Genomic DNA, 25,859 nt, shown 5'->3' with positions numbered 1-25,859 from the left:
CTCGGCAGGCTGTCACAGATCGTTCAGGAGGACACTCATGGCCGCTCCACAGCAATCCGTCGGGTTCGGATCCGTACTACCCATCGCGTCGGAAACGACCGCTGCATCGCAGCCTGCAGGTGAACTGTCCTCGGTCCTGGGCAAGGCTCGAATGATCTTGGACGCTTTCGATACCGACCACAGTGACCTGTCTCTGACGGAGCTCACCCGGCGCAGTGGGGTCGCGAAAGCGACGGTTCACCGGTTGGCCGGCGAGCTGGTCGAGTGGGGATTGCTCGAGCGCGCGGGTACCAAGTACCGGCTCGGCCTGCGATTGTTCGAGCTGGGCCAATTGGTGCCGCGTCAGCGGATTCTGCGCGACGCGGCGCTGCCGTACATGGAGGACCTACTGCTGGCGACGCAGGAGACGGTTCACTTTGCGGTTCGTGACGGCATCGACGTCCTCTACATCGAGAAGATCATCGGACACCGCGGGCTCAATCAGCAGTCGCGGGTGGCCGGTCGGCTCCCGCTGTACTGCACCGCCACCGGCAAGATCATCCTTGCCTTCTCCCCGCAATCGGTCTTCGACGAGGTAGTCGAGCAGGGTTTCACCGCCTTGACCAGTCGAACGACGATGTCCGTCAGCGTGCTGCGCCAGCAAACCGAGCGGATGCGTAAGGAACAACTCGCGGTGGAGGTCGAGGAGACACGGCTCGGGTACATGAGCGTCGCAGTGCCGGTGTTCAGCGGCCCGCGCACTCTGGCCGGCGCGTTGTCTGTGACAGCGCCGACGGCTCGCCTCAACGTCAGCCGCATCACCGGGGCCCTGCGCACTGCCGGCGCCGGAATCACCCGAAAACTTCATGCCATGAAGTGCACACATTCGCCGAGCGACCCGCTGGCTCTGCGCACGATCTGCAGTCCGGTGATGTGTTCGTTCAACGGTTGCGGCAAGTAGCGAGGCGCGGTCTATCGCCGGGCGCGGAACACGCTCTTCTCGCAGTCCCAGGTGTGTGGGCCGACGCCCCTCTCACATAGCACTGCTTTCTGTACCTTGCCGGTTTCGGTGAGTGGCAACGTGTCCACGACGTCGATGTACCGGGGAAGTGCAAAGTACGGCAGCTGTTGCTGGGAGAACTCCAGAATCGAAATGGGGTCGAAAGATACTCCGGGGCGCAGTATTACAGTTGCCATGACGTCGTCCTCGGCCAGATCCGACGGTACCGGGAAGACGGCAACCTGACCGACCGACGGATGCAACGCCAGAACGGTTTCCACTTCGGCCCCGGAAATATTTTCACCGCGGCGCCGAATCACGTCTTTGATGCGATCGACAAATCGGAACCAGCCGTCTGCTTCCCGAATCACCCTGTCACCGGTCTGTATCCAACTCTCCGTCGCCGGAATCTCCTCGCCCAGATAGCCCAGTGAACAGGCGCCGGGGATCGTGCTGCGGACCACCAGTTCGCCGGGCTCCCCGTCTGCGGCAGCAGTACCGTCGTTGACGACTGCGGCGTCGTAGCCACTCATCACCCGCCCCATGTACCCGGCCCGCCGATCTCCCGGAAGTGTGCCGATCACGAGATTGGTTTCGGTACTTCCGAATCCGTCCACGAGTTCTACGCCGAATCTCTGGGCAAACGGTTCGATCAGATGAGCCGGCGTTGCGGGGGCAAGTGCCACGTGGACGCTATGCTGTCGGTCTTGCGGCGATGGGTCCGCGTTCATCAACATGGCCACCATCGCACCCAGCAGGTAGTCGACAGTTGCGCCGATCTCGCGAACTTCGCGCCAATGATTGCGGACCGAAAAGCGTTGTCCCAGGAAAAAAGTAGACCCGGCCCAAAGGGACTGAACAAAGGCATTGAGAGCATTGGTGTGAAACAGCGGCAGGCAGTTGTACAGCACATCGTCCCCGGTGAGCCCGAGTGAGGCGCCGACGCCTTTGCCCCACTGCAGGAACTGCGCGTGCGGGCATCGGACGCCTCGGGGCAGACCGGTGGTGCCGGAGGTGAAGAGTATCGCGGCCAGGTCGAGCGGATCGAGGGTCTCGGGCTCACAGCCCGGATGCGAACCGGCAGTGGGGACGCACTGTTCACCCATGACCCACACGGTGCCGTCGAATCCGGCTACAGCGCCTGAGTATTCGGGTGAAACCAGGATCCGTTGTACACCAGCCTGTTCGAGTGCGCTGGCAACACTGTCGGCTCGGAGGGCCGTATTGAGTGGGACGACAACCGCACCGATCCACGCGCATCCGAGAACAAGGTCTGCCAGTTCGATCCTGTTGCCGGACAGTGCCGCCACGCGCTCCCCACGGCCGACACCGTGATTACGGAGATCCGCCCCCATCGACGCTGCACGATCCCGCAATTCGCGGTAGGTGACCGTGATCCCGTCGACGACGAGCGCCGGGTGCTCCGGACGCTCCAAAGCTCGCCTCCGGATCAAATCCGGAAGCGAGCGCGGAATGGCATGTGCGTCGTGGTACATGGGTAATTGTATCCCTCAGGGTACGACGACGGCCCGGCCGGCAACCTTGCCCTCACCCATCAACTGCAGTGCCGTTGCGATGTCATCCAGCGGAAACTCCTGCACTGCAACGGAAATCTTGCCTTCGATGAGCAGCCGGATCATTTCAGGTGCCAGTTCGGCTTGCCGGGCAGTCTTGCGAATCATGTTGACGGGCAGGATCCGGACATCGCTGAGCAACCAGTTCGGTAAGTCCAGGGTGAGGCTCTTACCCAAGGTATATCCGATCAGGGCAGCCCGGCCACCGGGGACAACACTCGCCAGAAGGTGCGGCAAGCCGTCGCCGCCAAGCGTGTCGATCACGGCGTCGACGGAAGGCTCGGATCCCACCACTCCGGCAAGTTCGTCGCCTTGCCCGACGACGGGACGCACACCCTCCGGAAGCAAGGCAGCCTGATCTTCGCGCGGTACAACACCGATTACCTCGGACGCTCCGGCAAGCAGAGCGAACTGTGCTGCCATCGATCCGACAGCGCCGGATGCTCCGGCGACAACAACTCGTTCGCCGGGAGCGACGGCTGCAATGTCGTTGACGGCAACATAGCCGGTTGTGCTGGGCAGGAAGAAGGTTGCGGCGACGGCCGGCGACAGTGCGGGATCAAAGGGTGTGAACGCCTTGTCTGCCGCTACCAGATACTCAGCCCAGCAACCGTTCTTGAACAGGCCGACTCCGCCGCCTCGGACCAGAAGGCGGGTGCCAGGCTCATAGGTGTCGGATTCGATTACCGTCGCCGCTCCGTCTGTTCCACCGATATGTGGCAGGTTCGGCTTGACTCCGAAGTTTCCGCTCGCGACGGTGATGTCGAGATGGCCGAGCGCGGCAGCGTCGATGCGCACGAGCGTCTGACCGGATTCACGTGTGGGAATGTCGATGTCGTCGATGACCGGTGAAGTGCCGAACTGATGGAGTCGGGCCGCGCGCATTGTGTCTCCTAGTAGCGATCTGTGAATGGATGTACTGAATATGAGTGCGGTCAGGACAGGATCGACTGGTCGCGAAGTCCGGCGATCAGTTCGTCGCTGTATCCGAGCACCGACTCGAGGACGTCGTCGGTGTCCGCGCCCAGCACCGGCGCAGCGCGTCGGATCGAGCCGGGTTCGGAGTTCCGGCGAACGGGGATGCCTTCGTGGAGGAATGTTCCGGCGAGGGGATGTTCCTGTGCCGAATAGAAACTGCGTGCCCGAAGATGTGGATCGCTCTCGACCAGGTCGCGTCCGTCCTGGACGGTGCCGGCCGCGATACCCGCCGATTGCAAGCGTTCCATGACGGTTTCGGGTGACAGAGTCCTGGTCCAGTCGGCGATGGCGTCGTCGATACGTTCGTGATCGGCTTGGCGGCTTTCTGCACTCGCGAAGTCAGGATTGCCGATCCATTTCTCTGCTTCGATGATGCGGCACAATGCATTCCATTCCGTGGTATCGCGAATGGCAATCGAGCACCACCGGTCGCTGCCGAGGCACGGGTACACGCCGTGTGGTGCCAGTTCGTGATGGCTGTTGCCGATCGGATCGGGGGACTGTGACCGGGCGGCTCGGAGAACGCTGGTACCCATGTGCGCTGCCATGGCTTCGAGTTGTGACAGGTCTACGTGCTGTCCCCGGCCGGTCCGGTCGCGGTAGTCGAGGGCTGCCAGCATCGCGACGCCGGCTTGCAGTCCGGCGACGATGTCGCCATGGCCGTAGATGACTCCGACAACGTCATCGGCGTTCCAGCCGGTCAGTGCGGTCAAACCGGCACTTGCCGAAACGATGTCGGCATACGACACCCAGTCCTTGCGAGGACCGGTGTGACCCATCCCGGACATCGACACGTAGATGATGTCCGGGTTGAGCTCCCGGAGTTGTTCGTAGCCGAGCCCCATCTTGTCCATGACCGACGAGCTGAAATTCTCGACCACGACGTCGGAGTTCCTGATCAGGTCGCGCAGTACCGAAAGGCCCTCTGCGGATCGGGTATCGAGTGTGATGCTGCGCTTGTTGCGGTTGACGTCGTTGAAGTACCCGCTGGTGTTCGGATTGTCGTGCGGTCCTCGCGAGAGATGCATGAACGGTGCAAAGCGAGTCGGGTCCGGGCGTCCGATCGACTCGACCTTGATGACATCGGCACCGTGGTCGGCAAGGATTCTGGTGCCGTACGGGCCCGCCAACACCCACGTGAGATCCAGGACGCGGACACCTTCGAGGCTGGGCGTGCTGCCACCGCTGAACTCGTGGGTTTCGTTCACTGCCACAGGCGAGGTGGCCTTCAAGAGTTCCTGATGCTGGCCCAACCGGGCAGCCTCGAGCGTTCCGATGCGCCGGCCTTCGGGGAAAGCGAAGCCGAACCCGAGATCGCGGTAGGTACCGTGATCTCCGGTCACGTCGGTGAAGAAGTCCCGGTCGTTGAGTTGCGGGTTACGCAGCAGTTCTTCGGGCCGGTCGACCGCTGCCCACGGCAACTTGCGTGACTGCGCGCTGACCGCGAATTCTTCCTTCGGCCACTTCGCGATGAAGGCGGACAGAACGTCGAAAATGTGTTCCTGATGCGTCTTTCGGTAGACCGCGTCGGACCACTCCGGTTGATCGAGATCGTCCTGAGCATCGTTGTCGATCAGCCAGGCCAACATGCCGTCCCACATGCGGGGGCTACCGCCGAGGCCGCCACCGACATAACCGTCGGCGGCCTGGAACAGTCCGTGCGGAACGAGCGGATGTACCCGGCCCGGACGCGGCGGGACGCGGTCCTCGTGAATGTAGGCAAGAGTGCCCGCTTCCAGCGCGGCGGCAACACATTCCTGAGCGCTGATCTCCAGCAACGGGTTGTGGCCCTTGGATCGCGAACGCAGTCCGAGAAGCACGCCGATTGCGGCATTGATTCCGGCGAGCTGCTCAGCCTGGAGTTCGGGGAGCAGCAGCGGAGGGTGCTCGGGATCGCCGACCTGGGCCATCATCCCGCCGAGTGCCGCGACGGTCAGATTTGTTGCCTTCCAGTCACTTCGCGGTCCGGTTGTGCCGAAGGGTGTCACTCGTACGTGAACGAGAGATCCTCGGTTGTCGCGTAGAGCGCCGGTCGCGCTGCCGTCGAGCAGGACGTCGGCACTGCGCAGCAGTGCTTCGAAAGCGAGGCGATCGTTGCTGTCGTCGATATCGAGGACAACGGACTTCTTGCCCGCATGCCAATGCAAGTACGAATCACCCTGGGACTCGGTGCGACTGGGGTCACCGGTGGGTGGTTCTACCAGAATGACTTCGAAACCCAGCCCGACCAGGATGCGCCCGGCGAATCGCGCAAACGGACTGGAAATCTCTACGACCCGTACCGGGGGATGCACCACAACTACTCCGTTTCAATCGAAAGATATCGCCGAACCGACTGGTGTCGAACGTAGTTCTGCGGCCCGGTGGGCGACATGATTTCGGTCTGCACACCGGACCCGTTCTCACTCTCCGCTCAGGCGGCGTTCTGCTCGAACCATCCCGAGAGGAGGACAGCGGACGGATCGATGTCCGCGGAGATCTTGCCCTGCTCGCGGAAGAATGCAACAAGTTCGTTTGCGCGCTCCACGTCGTCCTCGGTGAATCCGCGTCCACCGAAATCGATTTGGGTCACCCGGTCTGCGGCCTCGGCTGGGTCCATCTGTATAGACGCGGCAATTGCGGTTGCAGCCCGATCCGGATCCGAGTTCACGATTGCCGACGCTTCCGAGATCACCTTGAACACCTTGCCTGCGGTTTCTTCGTTCGCGGACAACCAGTTGTCCGAAGCGATGATCCATTGGGCGTACTTGGCGCCGAAGTCGCCGGTCGTGGCAACAACGCGCCCGCCGGTATTGACACTCTGCGTCACCCAGGGGTCGAAGGACAGGAAGCCGTCGATGTCACCGCGCGCCAGCAAAGCAGGCTGTTCGGGCGGGCTTGTGCTCACGAGTGTGACCGTCGTGGGGTCGATGCCGAGACTGGCCAGGTACTGGTTCGTGAAGTAGAGGCCGATGCCGGGGAAGACGCCCATGGTCTTGATCGACTTCGGCTCGACGCCATTCCTCAGTACAACCTGGAAGTATCGGTCGGATTCCTGAAATACGCCCAGCGCCCGCAGGCTCGGATTGGCGGCCATGACGGACAGTGCCGTCGAGTCGGCATTGCCGGAGAGTTCCGAAGTTCCGGCTACGACGTTCTGGGCGCCCGCCGCCCCGCCTTCCGTCTGGATGACCTGGACGTCGAGGCCGGCGGCCTCGAACATGCCCTCGTGGTCGGCCAGGAAAATCGGGGCGTACGACGGGTCTACACCCACCGCGATCCGTACCAGGCCACCACTTTCCGCGGAGTTGTCGGTAGCGGGCCGGGTGCATCCGCTGACCGCGATCGTCAGGGCGGCGAGAGAAGCGACTGCGCCCACCCATTTCTTCTGAAATTTGTTGAGCATGATGGCCTCTCGGTAAATGGGAGCTGTCAGCGTCCCGTGAAGGTGGGGGACCGCTTGTCGAGGAATGACTGAAGTCCCTCAGCAGCGTCGTCCGTCTTGATCAGGTCGAGCACTGCCTCGAATTCGAGATTCAGCGCTTGATCGAGCGGCAACGACATGCCCTCGTCGACAATGCGTTTGATCATTCCGATGGTGGCAGTGGGTTTCGTCGCGAGTTCGCGTGCGAGGTCAGCGCAATGCGCATCGAGGTCGGCGTCCGCAACGACGGTGTCGACCAGGCCGATATCGAGTGCATGCTCGGCGCTGAGGCGCTTGCCTTCGATCATGAGCACTTTGGCTCGGTGAGCCCCGATGAGGCGTGGAAGTCGCTGGCTGCCACCGGCACCCGGAAAAAGCCCAAGTCCGATCTCGGGGAAGCCGATGGTCGCCGACTGCGCCATGATGCGGAAGTCGCAGGCCAACGTCAGTTCTGCTCCGCCGCCGAGTGCGTGCCCGTTGATCTTCGCGACGACAGGTTTGGGAGCCGACTCGAGGATCCGCTGTACGTCGACCCACGGGCGCATCGCGCGCTGAGTTTCTTCCGTCAGCTCGCGCATCACGGTGATGTCCGCACCGGCGACGAAGAACCGTCCAGTGCCCGTCACGACAATGACGCGGACGGTCTGGTCCGACGCGAGTACCGGCAGTATCTCCAGAAGCTCGGCGATCATGCTGGGGTTGAATGCGTTGGCTGGAGGTTTGTCGATAGTCACGGTGGCAATCGAGTCTGTGACGTCGACGGTGACGAAGTTGTAGGTCTGGCCGGTCTGTCTCGTCAAGTGAGCTCCTGTCAGCGGGTTGGCGGGGTAAACCGGTCGAGCCGGGGGATGTGTAGTGGGAAGTATGGTGGGGACCCTCACGCGGCGGTACCGCTCGGGTTCGGTCAGTAGACCAATGCGGATGCTGATCGCGTAGGAACTTTCTTCGCTGTGATCACGGCGATATTTGCTCCTGTGACAGGATTGAGCCCGTGACTTCTGCAGTACCGACACCGCCCGAGCCCGTCGTCGACAAGCGTCCCGAGTCGATTTTCACGATAGGGACCAGGCTCGAGGACCGGCTCGGACGAACCGGAACCATCCACACACCGCACGGCGATATCGCGACGCCGTCGTTCGTGGCCGTCGGAACCAAGGCCACGGTCAAGGCCGTGCTGCCCGAGTCCATGAAGGAACTCGGTGCGCAGTCGTTGCTCGCCAATGCGTACCACCTGTACTTGCAGCCGGGACCCGACATCGTCGACGAGGCCGGCGGGCTGGGCAAGTTCATGAACTGGGACGGGCCCACCTTCACCGACAGCGGTGGCTTCCAAGTCATGTCGCTTGGTGTCGGGTTCAAGAAGGTGCTCGCGATGGAGGCCGTCGGTGTGCAGTCCGACGACGTCATCGCGAAGGGCAAGGAGCGTCTCGCGACAGTCGACGACGAGGGCGTGACGTTCAAATCGCACCTCGACGGCAGTAAGCATCGCTTCACCCCCGAGGTGTCGATGCAGATCCAGCATCAGCTCGGCGCCGACATCATGTTCGCGTTCGACGAGCTCACAACGCTGCTCAACACCCGCGGCTACCAGGAGCGATCGGTCGAGCGCACGCAGGCGTGGGCGATCCGCTGTATCAATGAACACGAGAAGCTCACCGCCGAACGCGCTGACAAGCCCTATCAGGCTCTCTTCGGCGTGATCCAAGGCGCGCAGTACGAAGATCTGCGACGTCAAGCCTGCCGCGGACTCGAGTCGATCGAAGGCGAGAACGGATACGGCTTCGACGGCTACGGCATCGGCGGCGCCCTCGAGAAGCAGAACCTCGGAACGATCGTGCGTTGGTGTAACGAGGAACTACCCGAGAACAAGCCGCGTCATATGCTCGGCATCAGTGAACCGGACGACTTCTTCGTCGCAATCGAGAACGGTGCGGACACCTTCGACTGCGTCAACCCGTCGCGTGTTGCTCGCAATGCTGCGATTTACGTCCGCTCCGGCAGGTTCAACATCAACACCAGCCGATTCCGTCGTGACTTCACGCCTATCGACGACGAGTGCGACTGCTACACGTGCGCCAATTACACCCGCGCGTACATCCATCACCTGTTCAAGGCGAAGGAAATGCTCGCGTCGACGCTCTGCACCATCCACAACGAGCGATTCACCGTGAAGTTGGTCGACGATATCCGAGCCAGCATCGAAGGTGGGTATTTCCACGACTTCAAGGCGGACATGCTCGGAAAGTTCTACGCGGCGAAGACGCCTGCACCTCAGGCGTAGGTCGGTTCGCGCTTCTTCACGTATGCGATGACGCGGTAGGTGATCGGCATGACCAGAACCTCGACAAGCGTCTTCCACAGGAAGCCGACCAGCACGTAGTTGATGAAGTCTTCCCATGTGCTGATGCCGATGACACCGGCCGCGATGGAACAGAAGATGAGGGTATCGGCGAATTCGCCGACGACGGTCGAGCCGATCAGCCGCGCCCACAGATGCTTCTCCTGCATGCGCTTTTTCATCATGACCAGAACCAGTGAGTTCAGTAGCTGTCCGACGAGGTAGGCGGCCAAGCCCGCGACCAGTAGCCGGGGAATGACACCGACCACGGTTTCGAGGGCGGCCTGGTTCTCGTAGAACTCTGCCGACGGGAGTTGCACTGCAATCCAGAAGCACGCAGCGGCAAGAATCAGTGCGCCGAAGCCCAGGTAGATCGCGCGTCGGGTCGCTTTGAAGCCGTAGACCTCGCTGAGCACGTCACCGAGGACGTAGGCGAGCGGGAACAAGAAGAATCCACCATCGGTGATGATGGGCAGAATTTGCAAGGGACCGAGCGAGAAGTCGGAATCCGCAAAGAAGGCGACCCCCTTGGTCGCCGCCACGTTCGAGATCAGCAGCGTTGCGGTGAAGAGCGCGACGATCGTCGGGTAATAACCCCGGCTGACGTGCGCAAATTTGGTTTCGTGGGTCGATTCGTCTTGCTGATCCTGAGCTGTCACGTCCGTCATCCAAGCACCACAAGGCGCTCGGATGCGAGTTGGCGACCGTCCAGTTGCGCAGAACACACCGAAGGCCCTGCGGTTTCACGTGGAACCGCAGGGCCTTCGGTGATGCAAACGAACGGATCAGGCAGCTACATGGCCGCCGGTCAGCACGCGGTATGCGTAGGTGCTGGCGATCAACGCGACGGGCGCCGTCACCAGAAGACCGATTCCACACAGCAGCGCACCGACGATGTTGATACCGATCAGAGCGAGCGCCAGCAGGACCAACGTTCCGACGTTCGACGAGGTCAACGCGTAACTCGATTTGATGCCCGAAATCGCATCCTGATTCTTGTCCACGATGAAGGTCAGCGTGTAGTAGAGCAGGAACGCCGCGATGATGCCGGGAAGGATGCAGAGAGCCAAACCGACGTAAGTTGCCACTGCTACCAGGAAACCGCCGAGAACAACTGCGCCGATGTTGGTGAATTGGAAGAAGGTGCCGAAAGCCGGCTTGATTCCATCCAATTCGCTCAACGCTCCACGAAGGAATGCGGCTTGGATGATGTAGCCGACGATAGCGGTGACCAATCCACCCACAATGGACAGCGCGCTGAATTCGGTATTGGTGTAGTCGAAACCGTTGAAAGCGCCCTGGATCAGTCCGGCGATCAAGAAGGCGATGATCGAGATTCCGATCCAAACCAATGCGTTGTCTTTGAACTTGTTCCAGCCGTAGGTAATTGCGGCGCCCACGGAAAGCTGCGGTCCACCGAATCCTGCGCCGTAGTCATTGGCGGGCGGCGGTGGGAAGTTGCCGCCTCCGGGAGGTGGCGGGTATCCACCGGGCGGTGGGTAGTTGCCACCGGGAGGGGGATAGCTTCCACCCTGCGGGGGTGGAGGGAAGTTGCCCTGTGGGGGCGGCGGGTAGCCGCCGGGCGGGGGATAACTTCCACCCTGCGGAGGCCCCGCCGGCGGGGGATAGCTCCCAGGAGGAGGCGTTCCCTGCTGGCCGTAGGGATCCTGGGGCGGGAATTGCTTTCCGTCCTCGGGATTCTGGTTGGGGTCGTGCCCACCGGTTGTCATATGCGCACCTAACCCTTGACTACCTGAGTTCCACCAGCGAGCTCGTCATGCTTGCCCTGCTTGGTGGGGCTGTTGTTGATCGTGACCGCGATGACGATGTAGGCGACCAACGCGAGGATTCCGCCGATGATCGGAATGATCGAGAGCAACGTGAAGGCGTTGCGAATCGCAGACTGCTGGACGGAGGGGCGAGGTGCGCCACCCGGACCGTGTACTGAAAGGCCCAGAATCATCTTTCCCAAAGTCCGACCCTGCGTTACTTCCATTGCGATGAAGTAAGCGAAGGTCAGAATTCCCGAGAACAGTCCCGAGACCAGAATCAAGCTGTCGGAGTCACTGACCAATAGAGCCAGAATCGCGGCGATGACGCCGACGATGATGCCGTCGATGATGCGGGCACCGAGTCGAATCCACAGATCGCCCGGCTGAGCACCCGAAGGCAGCCGGTTTCCTCCGCCGTACGCACCTTGGTCGTTGAACTGCGGAGGCGGCGGGAAGTTTCCGGCCTGGGGCGGCGGCGGGTATCCACCGGGAGGCGGGTAGTTGCCACCCTGAGGGGGCGGGAAGTTTCCGCCCTGCGGGGGCGGGTAGCTTCCGCCTTGCGGGGGGCCGGCGGGAGGGGGGTAACTTCCGGGAGGAGGTGTTCCCTGCTGGCCATATGGATCCTGGGGTGGGAATTGCTTCCCGCCTTCTGGATTCTGGTTGGGGTCGTACCCACCGGTTGTCATGTGTTCCCCTCAGTCGTAAATATCGCGCTCGAGTGTGACAGTGGATATGACCCTACTGGGATCAAAGAGCGATGTGGATGACATCTGCTCACTTGGATTCGGAGGTCACCTGTGGTTTAGGCTGCGTTGTATGACGAGTTCCGGGGGCAACAACGACGATTCTTCGAGCGATTACCAGGCAAAACCTGGGTACGGAGAATTTCCGAGCCTGCCTCCTGAGGGGTACGGCGTGTCCCCGTCCGAAACGCAGTCTTCACCTGAAGTTCCCGGATATACCACTCCCAACGAGCAGTACCCGGGTTATCCACCGCCGTCGTACAACCCGCCCGGTAATAACCCCCAGCCGGGCGGAATCGGTGAACCGAACCCGTACCTGCCGCCGCAGAATTTCGGACCGCAGAATCAATATCAGCAGAATCAATATCAGCAACCCGGACAATACGGACAGGCTCAATACGGACAGCCTCAGTACGGCCAACCTCCGAACCCGTACGGTCAACCGAATCAATTCGCGGGTGGGTACGCACCGCCGATGCAGCCGGTCGGCACCAATGGTCTCGCAATTGCATCGCTGGTTGTATCGCTTGCGGGTGGTTGCTTCTACAGTCTCGGCGGAATCGTCGGAATCATTCTGGGAATTGTCGCGCTCAATCAGATCAAGCAGACAGGTCAACAGGGGCGCGGGCTTGCGATAGCCGGAATTGCGGTCGGCGCGGCCTTCTTGGCAATTTTTGCCGTGATTCTCGTAGTCGCACTCATAGCGAGTGCATCGTCGTCGTACTGAAGTGCCGTCGTGCTGAAGTGGCGAGCGCTCACACGGGAGTGACGACGGACGACGCAGGAAGTGGCTTGCCGAAGTAATAGCCCTGGCCCATGTCGCAGCCGGCCCGCAAGACGTTGGCTGCGTGTTCCGCGGTTTCGACGCCCTCTGCGATCGAATCAAGCCCTAGCTTCCGAGCGATGTCGGCGATGGACTCCATGACCATGAAGGCACGGTCTCCAGCACGACCCGCTGCGCTGACGGCCCAGGTCAAGGATTGGTCGATCTTGAGAATGTCGAGCGGCAATTCCGACAATGCGGAGAAGGACGCGAAGCCCGCCCCGAAATCATCCAGCGCGATTCGAATTCCCTCGTTGTGCAAGACATGAAGAGTCTCGGCGGCATGCCGGCCTACGACGCCGAGTTCGGTGACTTCCACGATTATTCTGCTCAGTGGTGTTTGTGAACTGTCGAGCGCTCCGAGGATCTCGTGAGCGGCGTGCGGGGTAGCGAGTTGGCGAGGCGAAAAGTTGACCGCGACCATCATGTGCTCAGGCCACGACGCTGTTTGGGCACAAATCATTTCCAGAGCTTGTAGCCCGATGGGAATGATGAGCCCAGAGGATTCGGCGGAGCGCATGAAATCTTGAGGTTCGATCAACCCTCGCAGCGGATGGCGCCAACGCAAAAGAGCTTCATAGCTGATAATTGCTGACGAGTTCAGATTGACCTGGGGTTGATACAACACCTCGAATTGATGGTCGTCGAGTGCCTCGCGAAGCTCGCGGACCATGCGTATTCCTTTTCGTCCTGAGTCGCCCGTGCCGCACGTGCGTGTCAGCGTGGATGCTGCAAGTGGGTACTGTGGTCGGATTCCAGGTTCAGATCCCGGGCGTGGTTTTGCAGGAACAACTCGCCCTGAATTTCCTTCGCCAGTCTCGACCGTACTTCACTATTCGAGAATTGCCAACGAATAGCTATTGCGGACGGCTTTGTCATATCGGACAATCGTAGTTTTGTTCCGACGAGGCACCGATTGATACGTCACTTACTTCGCCGGGAAAATCCACGGGGTCCGGGGGATCTTGCGAGAGTCGAATCGATCCGCCAATTGGGGTGGTGTGACAACCTCGCCGGGTTCGGCGAGACCGATGCTCGACGCGATCATCGTCAGAACCTGCTCGGTACTGCGTCCGGCCTCGAGTTGATCTGCCAGAGTCACTGCGCCGTCGCGCTTCGCGAGTCGCTTGCCTTCACTGTTCAAGGCAAGAGGAACGTGGGCGTACGACGGTGGTTCGATGTCGAGCAGCTGGGCAAGGTATGCCTGACGTGGAGCCGAGGTCAGGAGGTCGTCGCCGCGAACCACCTGGTCGATGTTCTGTGCACCGTCGTCGACGACAACGGCAAGGTTGTAAGCGGGCACCCCGTCTCCGCGGAGCAGGACGACGTCGTCGACTGGTCCCGTCACCTCGCCGAACAGTTCGTCATGGACGGTGAACGAGTCGATGCCGGCCCGTAGCCTCAGCGCGGGAGATCGGCCACTTGCCGATTTCTCGGCGCGTTCGGCCTCCGAAAGGTTCCGACACGTGCCGGGGTAGGCGCCGTCTGGAGCATGGGGCGCTGACGGTGCCTGCAGGATCTCCTTGCGTGTGCAGAAGCAGGGATAGGTCAGGTCACGCTCGCGCAATTGGTCGATAGCCTTGTGGTACAAGGGAAGACGGTGTGACTGCAATACGACTGGGCCGTCCCACGTGAGGCCGAGCCTGCGCAGATCGTCGAGTTGTCGTTCCATCGCGCCGGGGCGGACACGGTCGAGATCCTCTACCCGAATGAGGAAGTCGCGCCCGCTGGTGCGGGCGAAAAGCCAAGCCAAGAGGGCGGTTCGGAGGTTTCCCAGATGGAGATCGCCAGACGGGCTCGGCGCGAAGCGTCCTGCTCCTTCCACGTCAGCTGGCGAGCCCGACGGAGGCGAGCGGGTTCTCGGCGTCGTGCAGGGTGAGGCGGATCTGGGTTTCCAAAGCGTGATCGAGGTACTGCGGCGGATACATGGCGGGGCTTCCGAGTGCGTCGAGTGCCAATCCATTGACGGTTGAAAGCAGAAGTGCCGCTCTGGTTTCCGCTTCGGGAGTTCCGATGCCGATCAGAACTGTCGAGATGCCGGTGCGGATTGTGAACAGGGTTGTCCGGCGGATTTCGGAGAGTGACTCACTGGTTGCGGCACGCACGGCAAACGCGGCGAGCACATGTGCCTCGCGCGTGCGTTGCTCGTCGAGGGGCAGGAGTTGCGAGAGTGCCTGGAACAGGGCGGTATGCGGGTCCGCGTCGGCGGACGATTCGGCCAGTCGCGTCAACAATCGATCGACGAGTGTTCGCAGTGCGAATGCGAACATCTCGTCCTTGGTCGAGAAATGATGTTGCACTGCGCCGATCGAGACACCCGCCCGTTTTGCGACCTCGCGAACGCTGGCATTTTCCAGTCCGGATTCCGCGGCGACATCGAACAATGCCGCCGCAAGCAGGTCTGGACTCGTGGAGGATTTTCGGCGTTCCGGCATACCGCGACATTACATGCGTATGGAAGTAATGCCCACGTCAGGGGTGCTTTTTCACGCCTTCCGGCCGAGGAAGGCAAGGAGTTTCGTCGCTTTGTCAGCGTTGTCCGGAACCTGTATTTCCGGGCCGCACACACCGCTCATGCGGATCGACTCGCCCAGGCCCGCGGCGATCTCCGACACCCACTCCACGTCCGCGTCTCGCATCGTCGTATCGGTGCCGGTTGCGGCCGCGAGGTCCCAACCGTGGATGACCAGATCGAAACACAAAAACCCTTCGACCGTGGCCCCGAGGTTGGTCCTGCCGAAGTGTCCGTCGTATTCCAGGGTGGACTTTGCCGGATCGTCCAGAATTTCCTGCATCGAATCGCGGACGGCCGCCCAGGCTGCCGACGGGTCGTCGTCGACCGACGGACCGGGTGCCAATTCCAGGCCGACTACCTTGACCATGTCTCGTTCGCTGTCGAGCACGTGTCTCACCACGTCGCGGGCGGTCCAGCCCTCGCAGGGGGAATCGTCGTCCCAGCGGTCGGCGGGTACGGCGTCGATCCGGGCCGTGAATCCGGCGGCCAGATCCCGATAACGCTGGGCGGGGGAGATCTCTGTTGAAGTCATGACAACAATCCTTCACCGCCACAGCGCATCGTGATTGATTATTTCGGACATTCACTCGATCTCCGGGGCTTCCGCCCAGATGTCCATCGGTACAACCCCGGCACTCTTGCCCTCGTCGTCGAGAAGTCGGCCCACCCTCTTCATCGATCGCAGCACCACTGACCTGTTCAGCACCACCAGGCCCGGTGCCTCTTGTGCGAGTTGTACTTCGGTAATGGGAGTTTCGCGAAGGGAGTGTGCGGCGATCGCGAGCAGTGTGTTGGCGCGTCCACCGGATATCCGCATGCACACCCGCGTTCCCGGCACTCGCTCCACCAGGGCACGAATCGTCGACCGGTCCGTGGGATCGACATATCCCCACACCCAGGTCACGAGGGGCCAGCCGGACAGTGGCAGAGACACGTCGCAGCGGAACACGATCTGGTTGCGCGACGTCAATTCGGCAAGTCGCCGCCTGACCGTACTTTCGCTGAGGCCGGTACCGACCGTGAGCTCGGCAATCGAGGATCGACCGTCCTCACCCAGTTTCAATATCAATTGGCGGTCGACAGCGTCGAACGTCTTCCCGTGATGGCGCTGATCCGTCGGCGCGTATTTGTATCGCACAGGCCGGTCTGTCATCGTCGCTCGCTGCGCGGCATCGAGTACCTGCAATTTCCAGTCGTCTCCGATCGCGAAGACCTCGGTGACGAGGTGTGCACGCGAACTGACGATCCCGGGTACCGACGCGAGCGACCGAAGCAGGAAGCGCGACAGGAAAGCCATGTCTCTGACCTCGACGAGAAGTGTCAAGTCGCCTGGGCCGCTTGTGTGTTCGACGCTCAGTACGTGCGGCCAGCGGGCAAGTCGTTCTGCAATCGTCAACGCGTTCGAAGTCGTGCAGTCGACTTCGACAAAAGCCAGACACGACTCCGGACGGCCATGGCCGGTTGCCCTGGCAGAGACCCAGGCGGTGCCGGAATCCTGTAACCGCTGCCAGCGGCGAGCCACGGTAACCGGATCCACTTTGAGCGCGTCGCCAACCGTGCGCCACGACGCTCGCGGGTCGAGTTGCAGGCAATTGATCAGGGCGAGGTCGACGTCGTCCAGTACGGCGGAATCCTGCGTTTCTTCGATCATGGTGCAAGTATCGTGCATCTTCACTGTGTCTGGGATCACTTCATTCATGCTCGAAGGGCAGAACGCGGTGGCGAGTGCCCACTGCGTTCATGCTGTGAAAGGAGAAACCAGATGTCATCGACCACGTTGCCCGCTGTTCCGACAGAGAGAAGCCTCGAGTGGGTGCAACGCCTCATCGGAATCGATACGACGAGTGCCGTGAGCAATCGACCGTTGATCGATCTCATTGCGGCGGAACTACGTCGCCATGGGGTCGAGCCGGTACTTGTTGCCGATGACGAGGGAACGAAGCTCAACTTGTTGGCAACGTTCACTCCTCCTGACGGAAGTACTGCCGGCGGTGTGATGTTCTCCGGCCATACAGACGTAGTGCCGGTCGACGATCAAGACTGGAGTAGCGAGCCTTTCACGCCCGACGTTCGCGACGGAAGCCTGTACGGACGTGGCACGTGCGACATGAAGTCGTTCATCGGGATCGTCGTCGCTGCGATCCCCGACATCGTTGCTCGGCCGCTGGCGAAGCCGATTCACTTTGCATTCTCCTACGACGAGGAAGTCGGCTGCATCGGTGCGGCCGGGTTGGTCGAGGAGGTTGTTTCCCGGAACCTGCGCCCTGATGTGTGCGTCGTCGGAGAGCCGTCGGAGATGCGGGTCATTCGCGCACACAAGTCGATGAACGTCATACGTGTTGATCTGCATGGTGTTTCGGCGCACTCGTCGCTCACTCCGCAAGGAGTCAACGCGATCGAATACGGCGCGGAGTTGATTCGATTCGTCAGAAGCGCGGCCGACGAGCTCCGTGCGTCCGGCCCGTACGACGACGCATTCGACGTGGCCTGGACGACGTGTTCGGTCAATCTCGTATCCGGCGGGATCGCAGTGAACACTGTCCCCGAGGATTGCTCCATCACTTTCGAATTCAGGAGCATCAGCTCAGCTGGCGCCGCAGATTTGCTCGAACGCTTTGCCGCCGAGGCGAATCGGATCGAAAACCTGATGCAAGAAGAAAACCCGTCAGCCTCCGTGACGATGCACGTGTCGGCCTCGGTTCCTCCCCTGGAGACGGATGCGAATGCTTCGGCGGCCGCACTGGTCGAACAATGGGGTGGTCGGGCCTCGGACGAAAAGGTCGCGTACGCCACCGAGGCCGGGATGTTCGCGACTATCGGTATCCCCACTGTCGTGTGTGGGCCGGGAAGCATCACTCAGGCGCATGCACCTGACGAGTACGTGACACTTGACCAATTGGCACAGTGCGAGCAGTTCGTTCGGAACGTCATCGCTCACGCCCGCACCTGACCCACCCTGACCCCCTAAGGAAAACCATGTCCACGGCAACTACGCCAACCTCCGGAACAGTCACCCCGGAACGCCTGGCCGCTGCTCGCAAGGCGGTGATCAGCAGTTCGCTCGGCGCTGCGCTCGAATGGTTCGACGTCATCGTCTACGCATCATTCGCAGTGGTGATCGCCCATAATTTCTTTCCCGGCGGCGACAACACGCTCGGTTTGATACTGACGTTCGCGACGTTCGCGATCTCGTACGTCATCCGGCCGCTTGGCGGGATGGTTCTCGGTAGCTACGCCGATCGTCGCGGGCGCAAGAACGCCTTGACGTTGACGATGATGCTGATGATGATCGGCACGCTCATCATGGCCGTGGCGCCGACGACCTCGATGATCGGACCGTGGGCCGGCGTCGTCATCCTTGTTTCGCGTCTCATTCAAGGATTCTCCGCCGGCGGTGAATTCGGTACTGCTACAACCTTCCTCGTGGAGACTGCGCCACACAAGAAGGCGTTCTACTCTTCCTGGCAAGTTGCCAGCCAGGGTGCCTCGGTTTTCCTGGCATCGCTGTTCGGATACGTGCTCAACACCCACCTTTCGCATGAAGCGCTCTACTCGTGGGGCTGGCGCGTTCCGTTCTTCTTCGGCATCATCGTCGGGCCGGTCGGACTCTATATCCGTGCCAAGCTTGACGAAACGGACGATTTCAAGACGAGCGTCCCGGAAAGGGCTCCGCTGAAGACGACGCTGACCAGGCATCTCGGCCGGGTGCTGACCGGTGCCGCAGTAGTGGGCGTCGCGACTATCTCGATCTACCTCATCTTGTACATGCCGACGTTTGCCGTGAAGAACCTCGGAGTTTCCGCCTCGGCCGGCTATCTCGGCGGCATCGTCGCCGGACTGGTCACCTTGATCACCGTGCCGTTGATCGGGCATCTTGCAGACCGGGTCGGACCGGCGAGAGTTATGACCTGGGCCGCCGTTGCGGCAATCGTCTTGGCCTGGCCGCTCTTCAAATTGATGGTCGATCACCCGTCGACTCTGACCCTCGTCCTGGTTGTTTCGGTCCTGGGTGTCATCATGGCGTTTGCCTTCGGTCCCTTGCCCGCCCTGATGAGTTCGCTGTTCCCGGCAGAGATCCGGGCTACCGGAATGTCATTGTCGTACAACCTCGGAGTGACTTTGCTCGGCGGAATCGCGCCGTTGGTCTTGACCTGGTTGATCAGTACAACAGGCTCGCTCGACGCCCCCAGTTACTACTACATGACGGTCGCAGTTCTTTCCCTCGGTGGGCTGTGGTCGGCAAGGACGCTTTTCAGCCAGAAGTGACGGCGGGGGAGCGCGGTCGGGATTACGCGACCGCGTCTCCCTCCGCCAGCGCGACAACGGTATCCGACCCGTGCCAGTCGGGGGCTTGGGTGCGGAGTAGAGCCGCCGGGGTCAGCGACGAGATTCGGCGGCATTCACGGGTCAAGTGGGCCTGATCGCTGAATCCGCAGTGGGCGGCGGATTCAGCGAGTCCCAGCGCGGGTCGACTGCGAGCGAGCGCCATGAAGCGCTGGAGGCGCAGGATCGAGCGCAGCGTTGCCGGGCCGTATCCGAAGGCGTCGTTGCATCGACGTTGGAGTTGGCGCGAAGTCAGTGCCGCCGCGTCGGCGAGAGAGCTGACATTCCACGAATGTTCGGACAGTGCGGTGCGAACGTGGTTGATCACCGGATCGTGACGGAAACTCGAACTTACCCAACTCCGAACAGCGCTTTCGAGGATGGAGACCTGTTCGTGGTCTTCGGAATTTTCCAAGCGGTTCAACAGTATTCGTTCCGTGCGTGCGTCGGTTACATCGCTGAGATCGGCGCGAGAATCCCGAAGCTCGGACGCCGAGGTTCGCAACATCGGCGATGCCGATCCAGGGCGGAATCGAACACCCACGGAGCGTGTTCCGGGCGGAAGAGTGAATGACCATGCAGCGGTTTCGGGGCCACAGACGCGTATGCCGACGCCGCGTATCCACAGCACGTCCATGCAAGCATCGGGCACGAGGAGGTGTTCTCCTTCTGCGCACGCCGTCCAGCCACACACCAGGATGTCGGAGAGATCCGGGGCGACCGATTGTGGTGTGTACCAACCCATGACAAGAGCTTATCGAGCGGCACCGACACGAAGGCGACTTCAGTCGACCGGGCCGAAGCGGTATCCGAATCCCCTGATGGTTTTGATGTACTTCGGTTTCGCGGGATCGGATTCGAGTTTGGACCGCAGGCTGAGAATGGTTGCGTCGACCACACGCGTTCTTTCGTGGTCGGAACCCCACACGTTTCGGATCAGGTGATCACGTGAGTACACGCGCCCAGGCTCGGTCGACAGCTCCAGGAGTACCCGCCATTCGGTCCGACTGAGGACCAGCAGCTTTCCGCCCATCGTCGCCGTCATCGCACGTCGATCGAGGAGCAGGTCACCGTGACGTTGGTGTTTGCCGGGGGCGGGATGTGCGGTTTCACGAAGGATTTCGGTGACCCGAAGATCGAGCGCGTGAGAATCGATCGGGTTCAGCACAAAGTCCGAGACAGCGCGATGTGGTGCTTCGTCGATGTCCTCGTAGGTATCCACCAGCATCATGATCGGCATCGAACTGCGCAAGCGGATCTGCCGTGCGATCTCGTAGCCGTCGATGTCCGGCAACAGGAGATCGATCACGGCGATATCGAAACTGTCGGTGTCCAGGTCATCGAGTAGGCGGCGCCCGGTGCGGACGAGCTGTATCTGGTGCCCGAAATGTATTAATTCGGTACCGAGTGTCTGGGCAAGCTCCGAACGGTCGGTAGCTGCAAGTATCAAGCTCATGTGAAATCCTCCCCCCGAAGGTGTTACTAGTCGTAACAGCTTGCATTCTGGCAGATCATCGACCGCGGGACCAGACATAGGGCGGCCGATCGGAAGTCGAGGGAACCGGGGGCGTTCGTCGCTAGACTTCTTTCATGGGCACTCTGTTCGCGTTGACGCTGCCAGGCTTGCTCGTGCTGCTGGTCCTGTTCGCTTTCGCCGAGACTCTCTGGAACCGGCTCACCGGCGGCCGGGCACTGCCGTGGACTCGGGGACGTACGACTCGTCCGGTCTCGGCCGCGGGCTTCGAAGAGGTTGCTGCCCTGTTTCAGGGGTCCAAGCATCATGAATTCGAACAGCGTCAGAGCGCATTGATGCATCGTGAGGACGGAACGGATGGTGACCCGCCGTGGGTGTCTGTCGATCCGGAAGCTAACAAGGTCGTTCTCCGTCGACGGGGTTGACAGTCGTCAACAGTCGACGGAGTTGACAGTCGCCAACAGTCGTCTGGCTCAGGCCCAGTGGCCGGGGCGGGTCAGTGAATCGGGCAGCGTGGTAGCCGAATCGCCGATCGCCGCGTTGATCTGGAACTGAGTGAGAAAGATACTGCCGCGGAGTTTTGTGCCGCGAATGTCGGTGCCGCGTAAGTCTGCACCGATCAGATCGGCTCGATCGAGTTCGCAGTCGCGGAGGTCTGCACCGATCAGGTAACTCCCGCGAAAGTTGGCCCCACGTAGATCGGAACCACGAAATTTGGCGCCGATGAGGTCTGCGCCGCGGTGGTCGAGTTTTCGACCCTTCTTGGTTGAGATCGGTGAGCGCACAAGGTTACTCGTCTGCAAGAGCAGTGTGTTGACTGCCGCTCGGTGTGCTGAGACGTCGACGGCTCGAATCTGCGAAGGTGTGCCGTTGGTCAGGCTTTCCGTCTCTACGAGTGCAGCGTCGAGTTCCTTTCGTATCGAGTGGGTTTGCTTCAGCGAGCGGGCTTCGGCGAGATACCAGAGCAGTTCGTGCAACTGGCGTATGACAGGGAAGGTTTCGAACATGTCTGACGCGGTCTCCGGGGCATCACGCCAGCTGACGCCGTCGTAGGTCTGCTGTGAAACCTTCTGTCCCGCACCGAAACAGTCGTAGACGGTGCAACCGGTGAAGCCCTTCTTTCGCAATCCGGTGTGAATGCCGCAACGGAAATCCTGCTGCAGGTTCTTGCAGGGGTCGCCGGCATTCTTGTTGGTCGCGAAGTCGGAGGACTTGGAAAAGGGGAGTGCGACGCAGCACAGACCGAAGCAACTGCTGCAATCTGCGAGCAGATTGGTCTGGCCGGCAATCACGCGTACTCCCGATGGTTGGGTTGGACGGAAAGTCTGTCCTCGGGTTTGTGAGTCTGTCAAACGAAATTGCGTGGTTCGGCAGCAAGAAGTCCAGCGGCTCCGAGGTCGTATCCCGCGCAAATTGCGGGGTACCAATCCGGCAGACGTGATTCTGGACCACGCTCGTGAAGTAGGTCGAAAATCGGGTGGACGGCCCAGCTCGCTGCAACCAATCGTCGTGCGGTACCCGGCGGCAGAACCAGTGCGCCGACGAAGACCACAAATGTTGCGGCCACTGCACTCCATTCGCGAGTGGGAATGGAAACGTCGATCGTGCGCCCAATCGCCACCTAGCCCATCTGCGACCTGGCGAAAATCACTCCCCATCCAGATCGAGGAGCGATACCCCCCGTGCCGTGAGCCGGAAGCGCAGCGGTCTCTTCGTAACCGTCTCAATGATCCCGGCATCGTCCAGGCGCTGAAGTCGCGGGCGGGCGAACTGGCTGGATCGACCCACCACCTCGACCAGGGTGTTCAACTTGATGGCGCGGTTCGCCTCGAAGCAGTGGGCCTGACCCAGGGTGAACAGGACTGCGCCGATGTGGTTGCTATCAACCGGCGGCGTCGACTCGCGATCGAGTCCCAAGTTCAGCGGAAATTCCTCATCCTCCACCAGAACGCGGATACGCGCCTCGAGTGTGTCGATCTTATGCCGCCTCTCGGAGAGGTCGAGCAGCAGTCGATGTTGCGCCTCGGCGATGATCTCCAGCATATCGATCAGGTAGGGCGTCAGATCTCCGCGGTTCAATGGATTCTCCGCGTCAGAGAATGCTTTGTAGTAACGATCCTTGTTGTCGGCGACGGTCGCCGACAATGCCAGGCTCGCATACGGAGCCAACACCTGTCGAAGGTCCAGCGCGAGGAGGTAGCGTCCGGTTCGGCCGTTGCCGTCGTAGAACGGGTGCGTGTACTCGAAGATGAAGTGCGCGACCACTGCCCTGATCAGTCGTGGAATCGAGTCGTCGCCCCCCTGGCTCAGCATGAGGGTCAGCGCGTCGTCGATCGCTGACTCGGGTACCACACCGGTGTGCACGACCTTGATTCCTGACGTGATCGATACTGGCCCTTGCCGGAACCGCTTCCCATCGGGGGCGTCCTCGTCGCGAATCTCGCCCCGAGTTACCGCGTCGTAGACGTCTCGGATGTCGTCGAGCGTCTGCGGACTCTCGGCCTGGTCGTTGCCGATATTGAGATAGAGCCGCACCATCTCGGCGAACCGCTTGTTCGCGAGGGGTTGCTCCGCCCACACCATCTCGATTGCCTCGCTGATCTCCTTCCGGGTTGAGCGGACCTGTTCGATCTCGTTCGTTGCCTGGATCTCGTCGATCACCATGCGATGCAGGTAGTGGGTGCGCGCGAGGGCCGGCAGCCCGTTCCACTCAGCCCGGATCTTCGGCTCGAAGCTCATGATCCGTTCGATCAGCGCTGCGACTTCGGGTGTCATCAGTGCGAACGTCGAGTGTTCGCCGATCAGTAGGTCCCAGTGGACGGCGGCGGGAGAATCGCGTCGCGCTCGCTCCTCAGCATCGGCACCAGCACGATCTCGTTGGTGAAAGATCGATTTCAACGTCCTGTACGCCATCTGGTCTCTCCCCGTATCCACGCTATATTGCCGCCTTGCTTTCCATGCCTATCTTATCCAGAATGGGATCTGGATAAATAAGACTTGCGGCGCGGGTGTCATTTCATGACCAACGCGGGCTGCAGGAGCAGATGTGGCCATAGCTTCCCGAATCGGGTTCGGGCCATCGGCGGGCCACTCGAAATCACGCAGCAGCATTCCGATTCGGCGCGCTGCGGGATCGAAACCACCACGAGTCGGCAGACCGTCTGAGCTCGCAGAACATCGAGCTGAACCGAGACCCTGTTGCATTACTCGTTGCATGAGGACAGAAAAGAACCCCTGTGAACCGCTTCTCAGCAGTTCACAGGGGTTCCTTTGGCGGAGGATAGGGGATTTGAACCCCTGAGGGCGTTAACCCAACCCGCGTTCCAGGCGAGCGCCATAGGCCACTAGGCGAATCCTCCGTGGAGCAGCATACCCAATTGCGGGCGCGAAGCGTTAAACGGGTACCTGACCTGCGAAGAACCGGTGGAACTCGAGGTTTGCATCTCGGCCCCGGTAGGTGGTGTGCAGCGGCCGGCGAAAGCCGTCTACACTGTTCATTGGATCCCGCGCGGCGCGCATCCTGTGAACTCCCCCAGGGCCGGAAGGCAGCAAGGGTCAACGGGCTCTGCCGGGTGCGCGGGGTCCTCTATTTTTTCACATACCCGACCCCGCCTCGTCGGTGAAAGGCCGCTCCGGATGCCTATCCAAACCCAGATCGGGTTGATGAGCCATGAAGAACTCACCTCCGAGCATGAGAGCCAGAGCGCGAAGTACACGCAGCTCCAGGCGCAGAAGCTCGCACTCGATCTGACCCGCGGTAAGCCTTCCCCGGAACAACTCGACCTTTCCGCAGAGCTGCTGACGCTGCCCGGCGACGGTGATTTCCGTGACGGAAGCGGCACCGACTGCCGTAACTACGGCGGACTCACCGGTCTGCCGGAACTGCGCGCCATCTTCGGTGAGCTGCTGGGTATCCCCGTTGCGAACCTTCTCGCCGGCAACAACGCGAGCCTCGAGATCATGCACGACAACGTCGTGTTCTCACTGCTCCACGGCACTCCGGATTCGGCCCGGCCGTGGGCACAGGAAGAGAAGATCAAGTTTCTCTGCCCCGCGCCGGGCTACGACCGCCACTTCGCGATCACCGAGTCCCTCGGCATCGAGATGATCGCGGTGCCGATGAACCACGACGGCCCGGATGTCGTCAAGATCGCCGAACTTGTTGCGTCAGATCCGCAGATCAAGGGCATGTGGGCGGTTCCGGTTTACGCGAACCCCACGGGCGCCGTGTACTCCGAAGAAATTGTCCGTACGCTCGCGTCGATGCCGACGGCCGCGCCCGACTTCCGCCTGTACTGGGACAACGCGTACGCCGTACATCCGCTTGTCGGCGAGACTGCGCCTTCCTACGACATTCTCTCGATGGCAGCGGAGGCCGGACACCCCAACCGTCCGCTCGTGTTCGCGTCGACGTCCAAGATCACTTTCGCCGGCGCTGGTGTGAGCTTCTTCGGTAGCTCGGCGGAAAACCTTGCCTGGTACCAGAAGTTCCTGGGCAAGAAGAGCATCGGACCGGACAAGGTCAATCAGCTTCGCCACCTGCGTTTCTTCGGCAATGCCGACGGCGTTCGTGCGCACATGGAGAAGCATCGCGCGTTCCTCGCGCCCAAGTTCGAGCTCGTACTGCGGATCCTCGAGGATCGTCTCGGTGCATCGAAGGTCGCGTCTTGGACCGAGCCGAAGGGCGGATACTTCATCAGCCTCGACGTGGTCGACGGCACGGCCAAGCGGGTCATCGAACTGGCGAAGAACGCGGGTATCGCGCTCACCGCTGCCGGATCGGCTTTCCCGTACAGCACGGATCCGGACGACCGGAACATCCGGTTGGCCCCGAGCTTCCCGTCCAAGGCTGAACTCGAAGTTGCCATGGACGGCGTGGCTACGTGTGTTCTGCTCGCAGCTACCGAATCGCGTCTCTCCGAGATCTGAGTTCTCGA

At 61.3% G+C, this 25,859-nt stretch carries 25 protein-coding genes, 1 tRNA gene and 1 other RNA gene; 8 read left to right on the top strand and 19 right to left on the bottom strand.

The annotated features are described in order from the left end of the window. Positions 1-37: 37 nt before the first annotated feature. Positions 38-940: an IclR family transcriptional regulator gene (locus ACN50D_RS24235; protein WP_007731601.1), complete on the top strand. Its 903-nt coding sequence runs from the start codon at positions 38-40 to the stop codon at positions 938-940. A gap of 11 nt (positions 941-951) precedes the next feature. Here the strand turns inward: ACN50D_RS24235 and ACN50D_RS24230 are convergent, their stop codons facing one another. The 5 genes from ACN50D_RS24230 to ACN50D_RS24210 form a co-directional block, all read right to left on the bottom strand. Then, positions 952-2,475: an AMP-binding protein gene (locus ACN50D_RS24230; protein ID WP_212633841.1), complete on the bottom strand. Its 1,524-nt coding sequence runs from the start codon at positions 2,473-2,475 to the stop codon at positions 952-954. Between the two features lie 15 nt (positions 2,476-2,490). Then, the gene (locus tag ACN50D_RS24225) at positions 2,491-3,438 is read right to left on the bottom strand and encodes a quinone oxidoreductase family protein (RefSeq protein ID WP_007731598.1); all 948 of its coding nucleotides are present in this window, start codon (positions 3,436-3,438) and stop codon (positions 2,491-2,493) included. A gap of 50 nt (positions 3,439-3,488) precedes the next feature. Continuing rightward, a complete protein-coding gene (locus tag ACN50D_RS24220; protein ID WP_307850550.1) occupies positions 3,489-5,825 on the bottom strand; it encodes a CoA transferase in 2,337 nt (778 codons plus the stop codon). Between the two features lie 119 nt (positions 5,826-5,944). Further along, positions 5,945-6,916, bottom strand: a complete 972-nt coding sequence (locus ACN50D_RS24215; protein WP_007731596.1) for an ABC transporter substrate-binding protein — start codon at positions 6,914-6,916, stop codon at positions 5,945-5,947. Positions 6,917-6,942: 26 nt separating this feature from the next. After that, complete coding sequence (locus ACN50D_RS24210) at positions 6,943-7,734, bottom strand: enoyl-CoA hydratase/isomerase family protein (RefSeq protein WP_212633843.1); 792 nt, start codon at positions 7,732-7,734, stop codon at positions 6,943-6,945. Between the two features lie 191 nt (positions 7,735-7,925). Between ACN50D_RS24210 and tgt the strand changes: the two genes are divergently transcribed. Beyond that, positions 7,926-9,215, top strand: a complete 1,290-nt coding sequence (gene tgt, locus ACN50D_RS24205; RefSeq protein ID WP_030535742.1) for a tRNA guanosine(34) transglycosylase Tgt — start codon at positions 7,926-7,928, stop codon at positions 9,213-9,215. Here tgt and ACN50D_RS24200 read toward each other — a convergent pair. From ACN50D_RS24200 to ACN50D_RS24190, 3 genes are all read right to left on the bottom strand, one after another. Further along, the gene (locus ACN50D_RS24200; RefSeq protein WP_030535741.1) at positions 9,206-9,940 is read right to left on the bottom strand and encodes a queuosine precursor transporter; all 735 of its coding nucleotides are present in this window, start codon (positions 9,938-9,940) and stop codon (positions 9,206-9,208) included. The two genes, tgt and ACN50D_RS24200, sit on opposite strands and share 10 nt — an antisense overlap. A gap of 117 nt (positions 9,941-10,057) precedes the next feature. After that, positions 10,058-11,002 (bottom strand): hypothetical protein, encoded by a 945-nt coding sequence (locus tag ACN50D_RS24195; protein WP_249343163.1) that lies wholly within the window; start codon positions 11,000-11,002, stop codon positions 10,058-10,060. Positions 11,003-11,010: 8 nt separating this feature from the next. Continuing rightward, positions 11,011-11,730: an RDD family protein gene (locus ACN50D_RS24190; protein WP_306665695.1), complete on the bottom strand. Its 720-nt coding sequence runs from the start codon at positions 11,728-11,730 to the stop codon at positions 11,011-11,013. Positions 11,731-11,860: 130 nt separating this feature from the next. Here ACN50D_RS24190 and ACN50D_RS24185 point away from each other — a divergent pair, with 130 nt between their 5' ends. After that, positions 11,861-12,514 carry a DUF4190 domain-containing protein gene (locus ACN50D_RS24185; protein WP_030535740.1) on the top strand — a complete coding sequence of 218 codons (654 nt, stop codon included), beginning with the start codon at positions 11,861-11,863 and terminating at the stop codon, positions 12,512-12,514. Between the two features lie 28 nt (positions 12,515-12,542). On the opposite strand, the gene ACN50D_RS24180 is transcribed toward ACN50D_RS24185, so the two are convergent. The 5 genes from ACN50D_RS24180 to ACN50D_RS24160 all read right to left on the bottom strand — a co-directional run bounded on the left by ACN50D_RS24180 (position 12,543) and on the right by ACN50D_RS24160 (position 16,776). After that, a complete protein-coding gene (locus ACN50D_RS24180; protein WP_003943863.1) occupies positions 12,543-13,283 on the bottom strand; it encodes an EAL domain-containing protein in 741 nt (246 codons plus the stop codon). Positions 13,284-13,538: 255 nt separating this feature from the next. Next, entirely contained in the window at positions 13,539-14,435 is an 897-nt protein-coding gene (gene gluQRS / locus ACN50D_RS24175; protein ID WP_042447725.1) for a tRNA glutamyl-Q(34) synthetase GluQRS, read from the bottom strand. Between the two features lies 1 nt (position 14,436). Then, positions 14,437-15,045 carry a TetR/AcrR family transcriptional regulator gene (locus ACN50D_RS24170; RefSeq protein WP_019746515.1) on the bottom strand — a complete coding sequence of 203 codons (609 nt, stop codon included), beginning with the start codon at positions 15,043-15,045 and terminating at the stop codon, positions 14,437-14,439. A gap of 51 nt (positions 15,046-15,096) precedes the next feature. Next, a complete protein-coding gene (locus ACN50D_RS24165) occupies positions 15,097-15,657 on the bottom strand; it encodes a TIGR03086 family metal-binding protein (RefSeq protein WP_007731584.1) in 561 nt (186 codons plus the stop codon). A 51-nt stretch (positions 15,658-15,708) separates the two neighbouring features. Further along, positions 15,709-16,776 carry an Lrp/AsnC family transcriptional regulator gene (locus ACN50D_RS24160; RefSeq protein ID WP_064073653.1) on the bottom strand — a complete coding sequence of 356 codons (1,068 nt, stop codon included), beginning with the start codon at positions 16,774-16,776 and terminating at the stop codon, positions 15,709-15,711. A 111-nt stretch (positions 16,777-16,887) separates the two neighbouring features. Between ACN50D_RS24160 and argE the strand changes: the two genes are divergently transcribed. Together argE and ACN50D_RS24150 are read left to right on the top strand one after the other, a co-directional pair. Next, positions 16,888-18,075: an acetylornithine deacetylase gene (gene argE / locus ACN50D_RS24155; RefSeq protein WP_212633844.1), complete on the top strand. Its 1,188-nt coding sequence runs from the start codon at positions 16,888-16,890 to the stop codon at positions 18,073-18,075. A 26-nt stretch (positions 18,076-18,101) separates the two neighbouring features. Beyond that, on the top strand, positions 18,102-19,391 hold the full coding sequence (locus tag ACN50D_RS24150) for an MFS transporter (RefSeq protein ID WP_030535736.1): 1,290 nt from the start codon (positions 18,102-18,104) through the stop codon (positions 19,389-19,391). A gap of 22 nt (positions 19,392-19,413) precedes the next feature. Here the strand turns inward: ACN50D_RS24150 and ACN50D_RS24145 are convergent, their stop codons facing one another. Together ACN50D_RS24145 and ACN50D_RS24140 are read right to left on the bottom strand one after the other, a co-directional pair. Next, entirely contained in the window at positions 19,414-20,193 is a 780-nt protein-coding gene (locus ACN50D_RS24145; RefSeq protein ID WP_003943809.1) for a helix-turn-helix domain-containing protein, read from the bottom strand. 39 nt (positions 20,194-20,232) lie between these two features. After that, positions 20,233-20,904: a response regulator transcription factor gene (locus ACN50D_RS24140; RefSeq protein WP_064112112.1), complete on the bottom strand. Its 672-nt coding sequence runs from the start codon at positions 20,902-20,904 to the stop codon at positions 20,233-20,235. Positions 20,905-21,038: 134 nt separating this feature from the next. Between ACN50D_RS24140 and ACN50D_RS24135 the strand changes: the two genes are divergently transcribed. Continuing rightward, the gene (locus ACN50D_RS24135) at positions 21,039-21,347 is read left to right on the top strand and encodes a DUF6191 domain-containing protein (RefSeq protein ID WP_047271563.1); all 309 of its coding nucleotides are present in this window, start codon (positions 21,039-21,041) and stop codon (positions 21,345-21,347) included. Positions 21,348-21,395: 48 nt separating this feature from the next. On the opposite strand, the gene ACN50D_RS24130 is transcribed toward ACN50D_RS24135, so the two are convergent. From ACN50D_RS24130 to ACN50D_RS24115, 4 genes are all read right to left on the bottom strand, one after another. Then, a complete protein-coding gene (locus ACN50D_RS24130) occupies positions 21,396-22,214 on the bottom strand; it encodes a pentapeptide repeat-containing protein (RefSeq protein WP_047271565.1) in 819 nt (272 codons plus the stop codon). A 56-nt stretch (positions 22,215-22,270) separates the two neighbouring features. Beyond that, a complete protein-coding gene (locus tag ACN50D_RS24125; protein WP_230359431.1) occupies positions 22,271-22,489 on the bottom strand; it encodes a hypothetical protein in 219 nt (72 codons plus the stop codon). An 80-nt stretch (positions 22,490-22,569) separates the two neighbouring features. After that, positions 22,570-23,661: a Fic family protein gene (locus ACN50D_RS24120; protein ID WP_249343164.1), complete on the bottom strand. Its 1,092-nt coding sequence runs from the start codon at positions 23,659-23,661 to the stop codon at positions 22,570-22,572. A 532-nt stretch (positions 23,662-24,193) separates the two neighbouring features. Continuing rightward, positions 24,194-24,281: transfer RNA gene (locus ACN50D_RS24115), tRNA-Ser, on the bottom strand. Between the two features lie 136 nt (positions 24,282-24,417). On the opposite strand from ACN50D_RS24115, the gene ffs reads away from it, so the two are divergent. Both ffs and ACN50D_RS24105 read left to right on the top strand, forming a co-directional pair. Continuing rightward, an RNA gene (gene ffs / locus ACN50D_RS24110) (signal recognition particle sRNA small type) lies at positions 24,418-24,517 on the top strand. A gap of 41 nt (positions 24,518-24,558) precedes the next feature. Beyond that, on the top strand, positions 24,559-25,851 hold the full coding sequence (locus ACN50D_RS24105) for an aminotransferase class I/II-fold pyridoxal phosphate-dependent enzyme (RefSeq protein ID WP_003943985.1): 1,293 nt from the start codon (positions 24,559-24,561) through the stop codon (positions 25,849-25,851). Positions 25,852-25,859: the final 8 nt, after the last annotated feature.

The sequence above is a fragment of the Rhodococcus sp. SB1D genome (assembly GCF_048573875.1).
Lineage (GTDB): Bacteria > Actinomycetota > Actinomycetes > Mycobacteriales > Mycobacteriaceae > Rhodococcus_F > Rhodococcus_F qingshengii.
The sequence above is the reverse complement of the archived record's forward strand: the minus strand, read 5'-3'. Positions and strand labels throughout refer to the sequence as shown.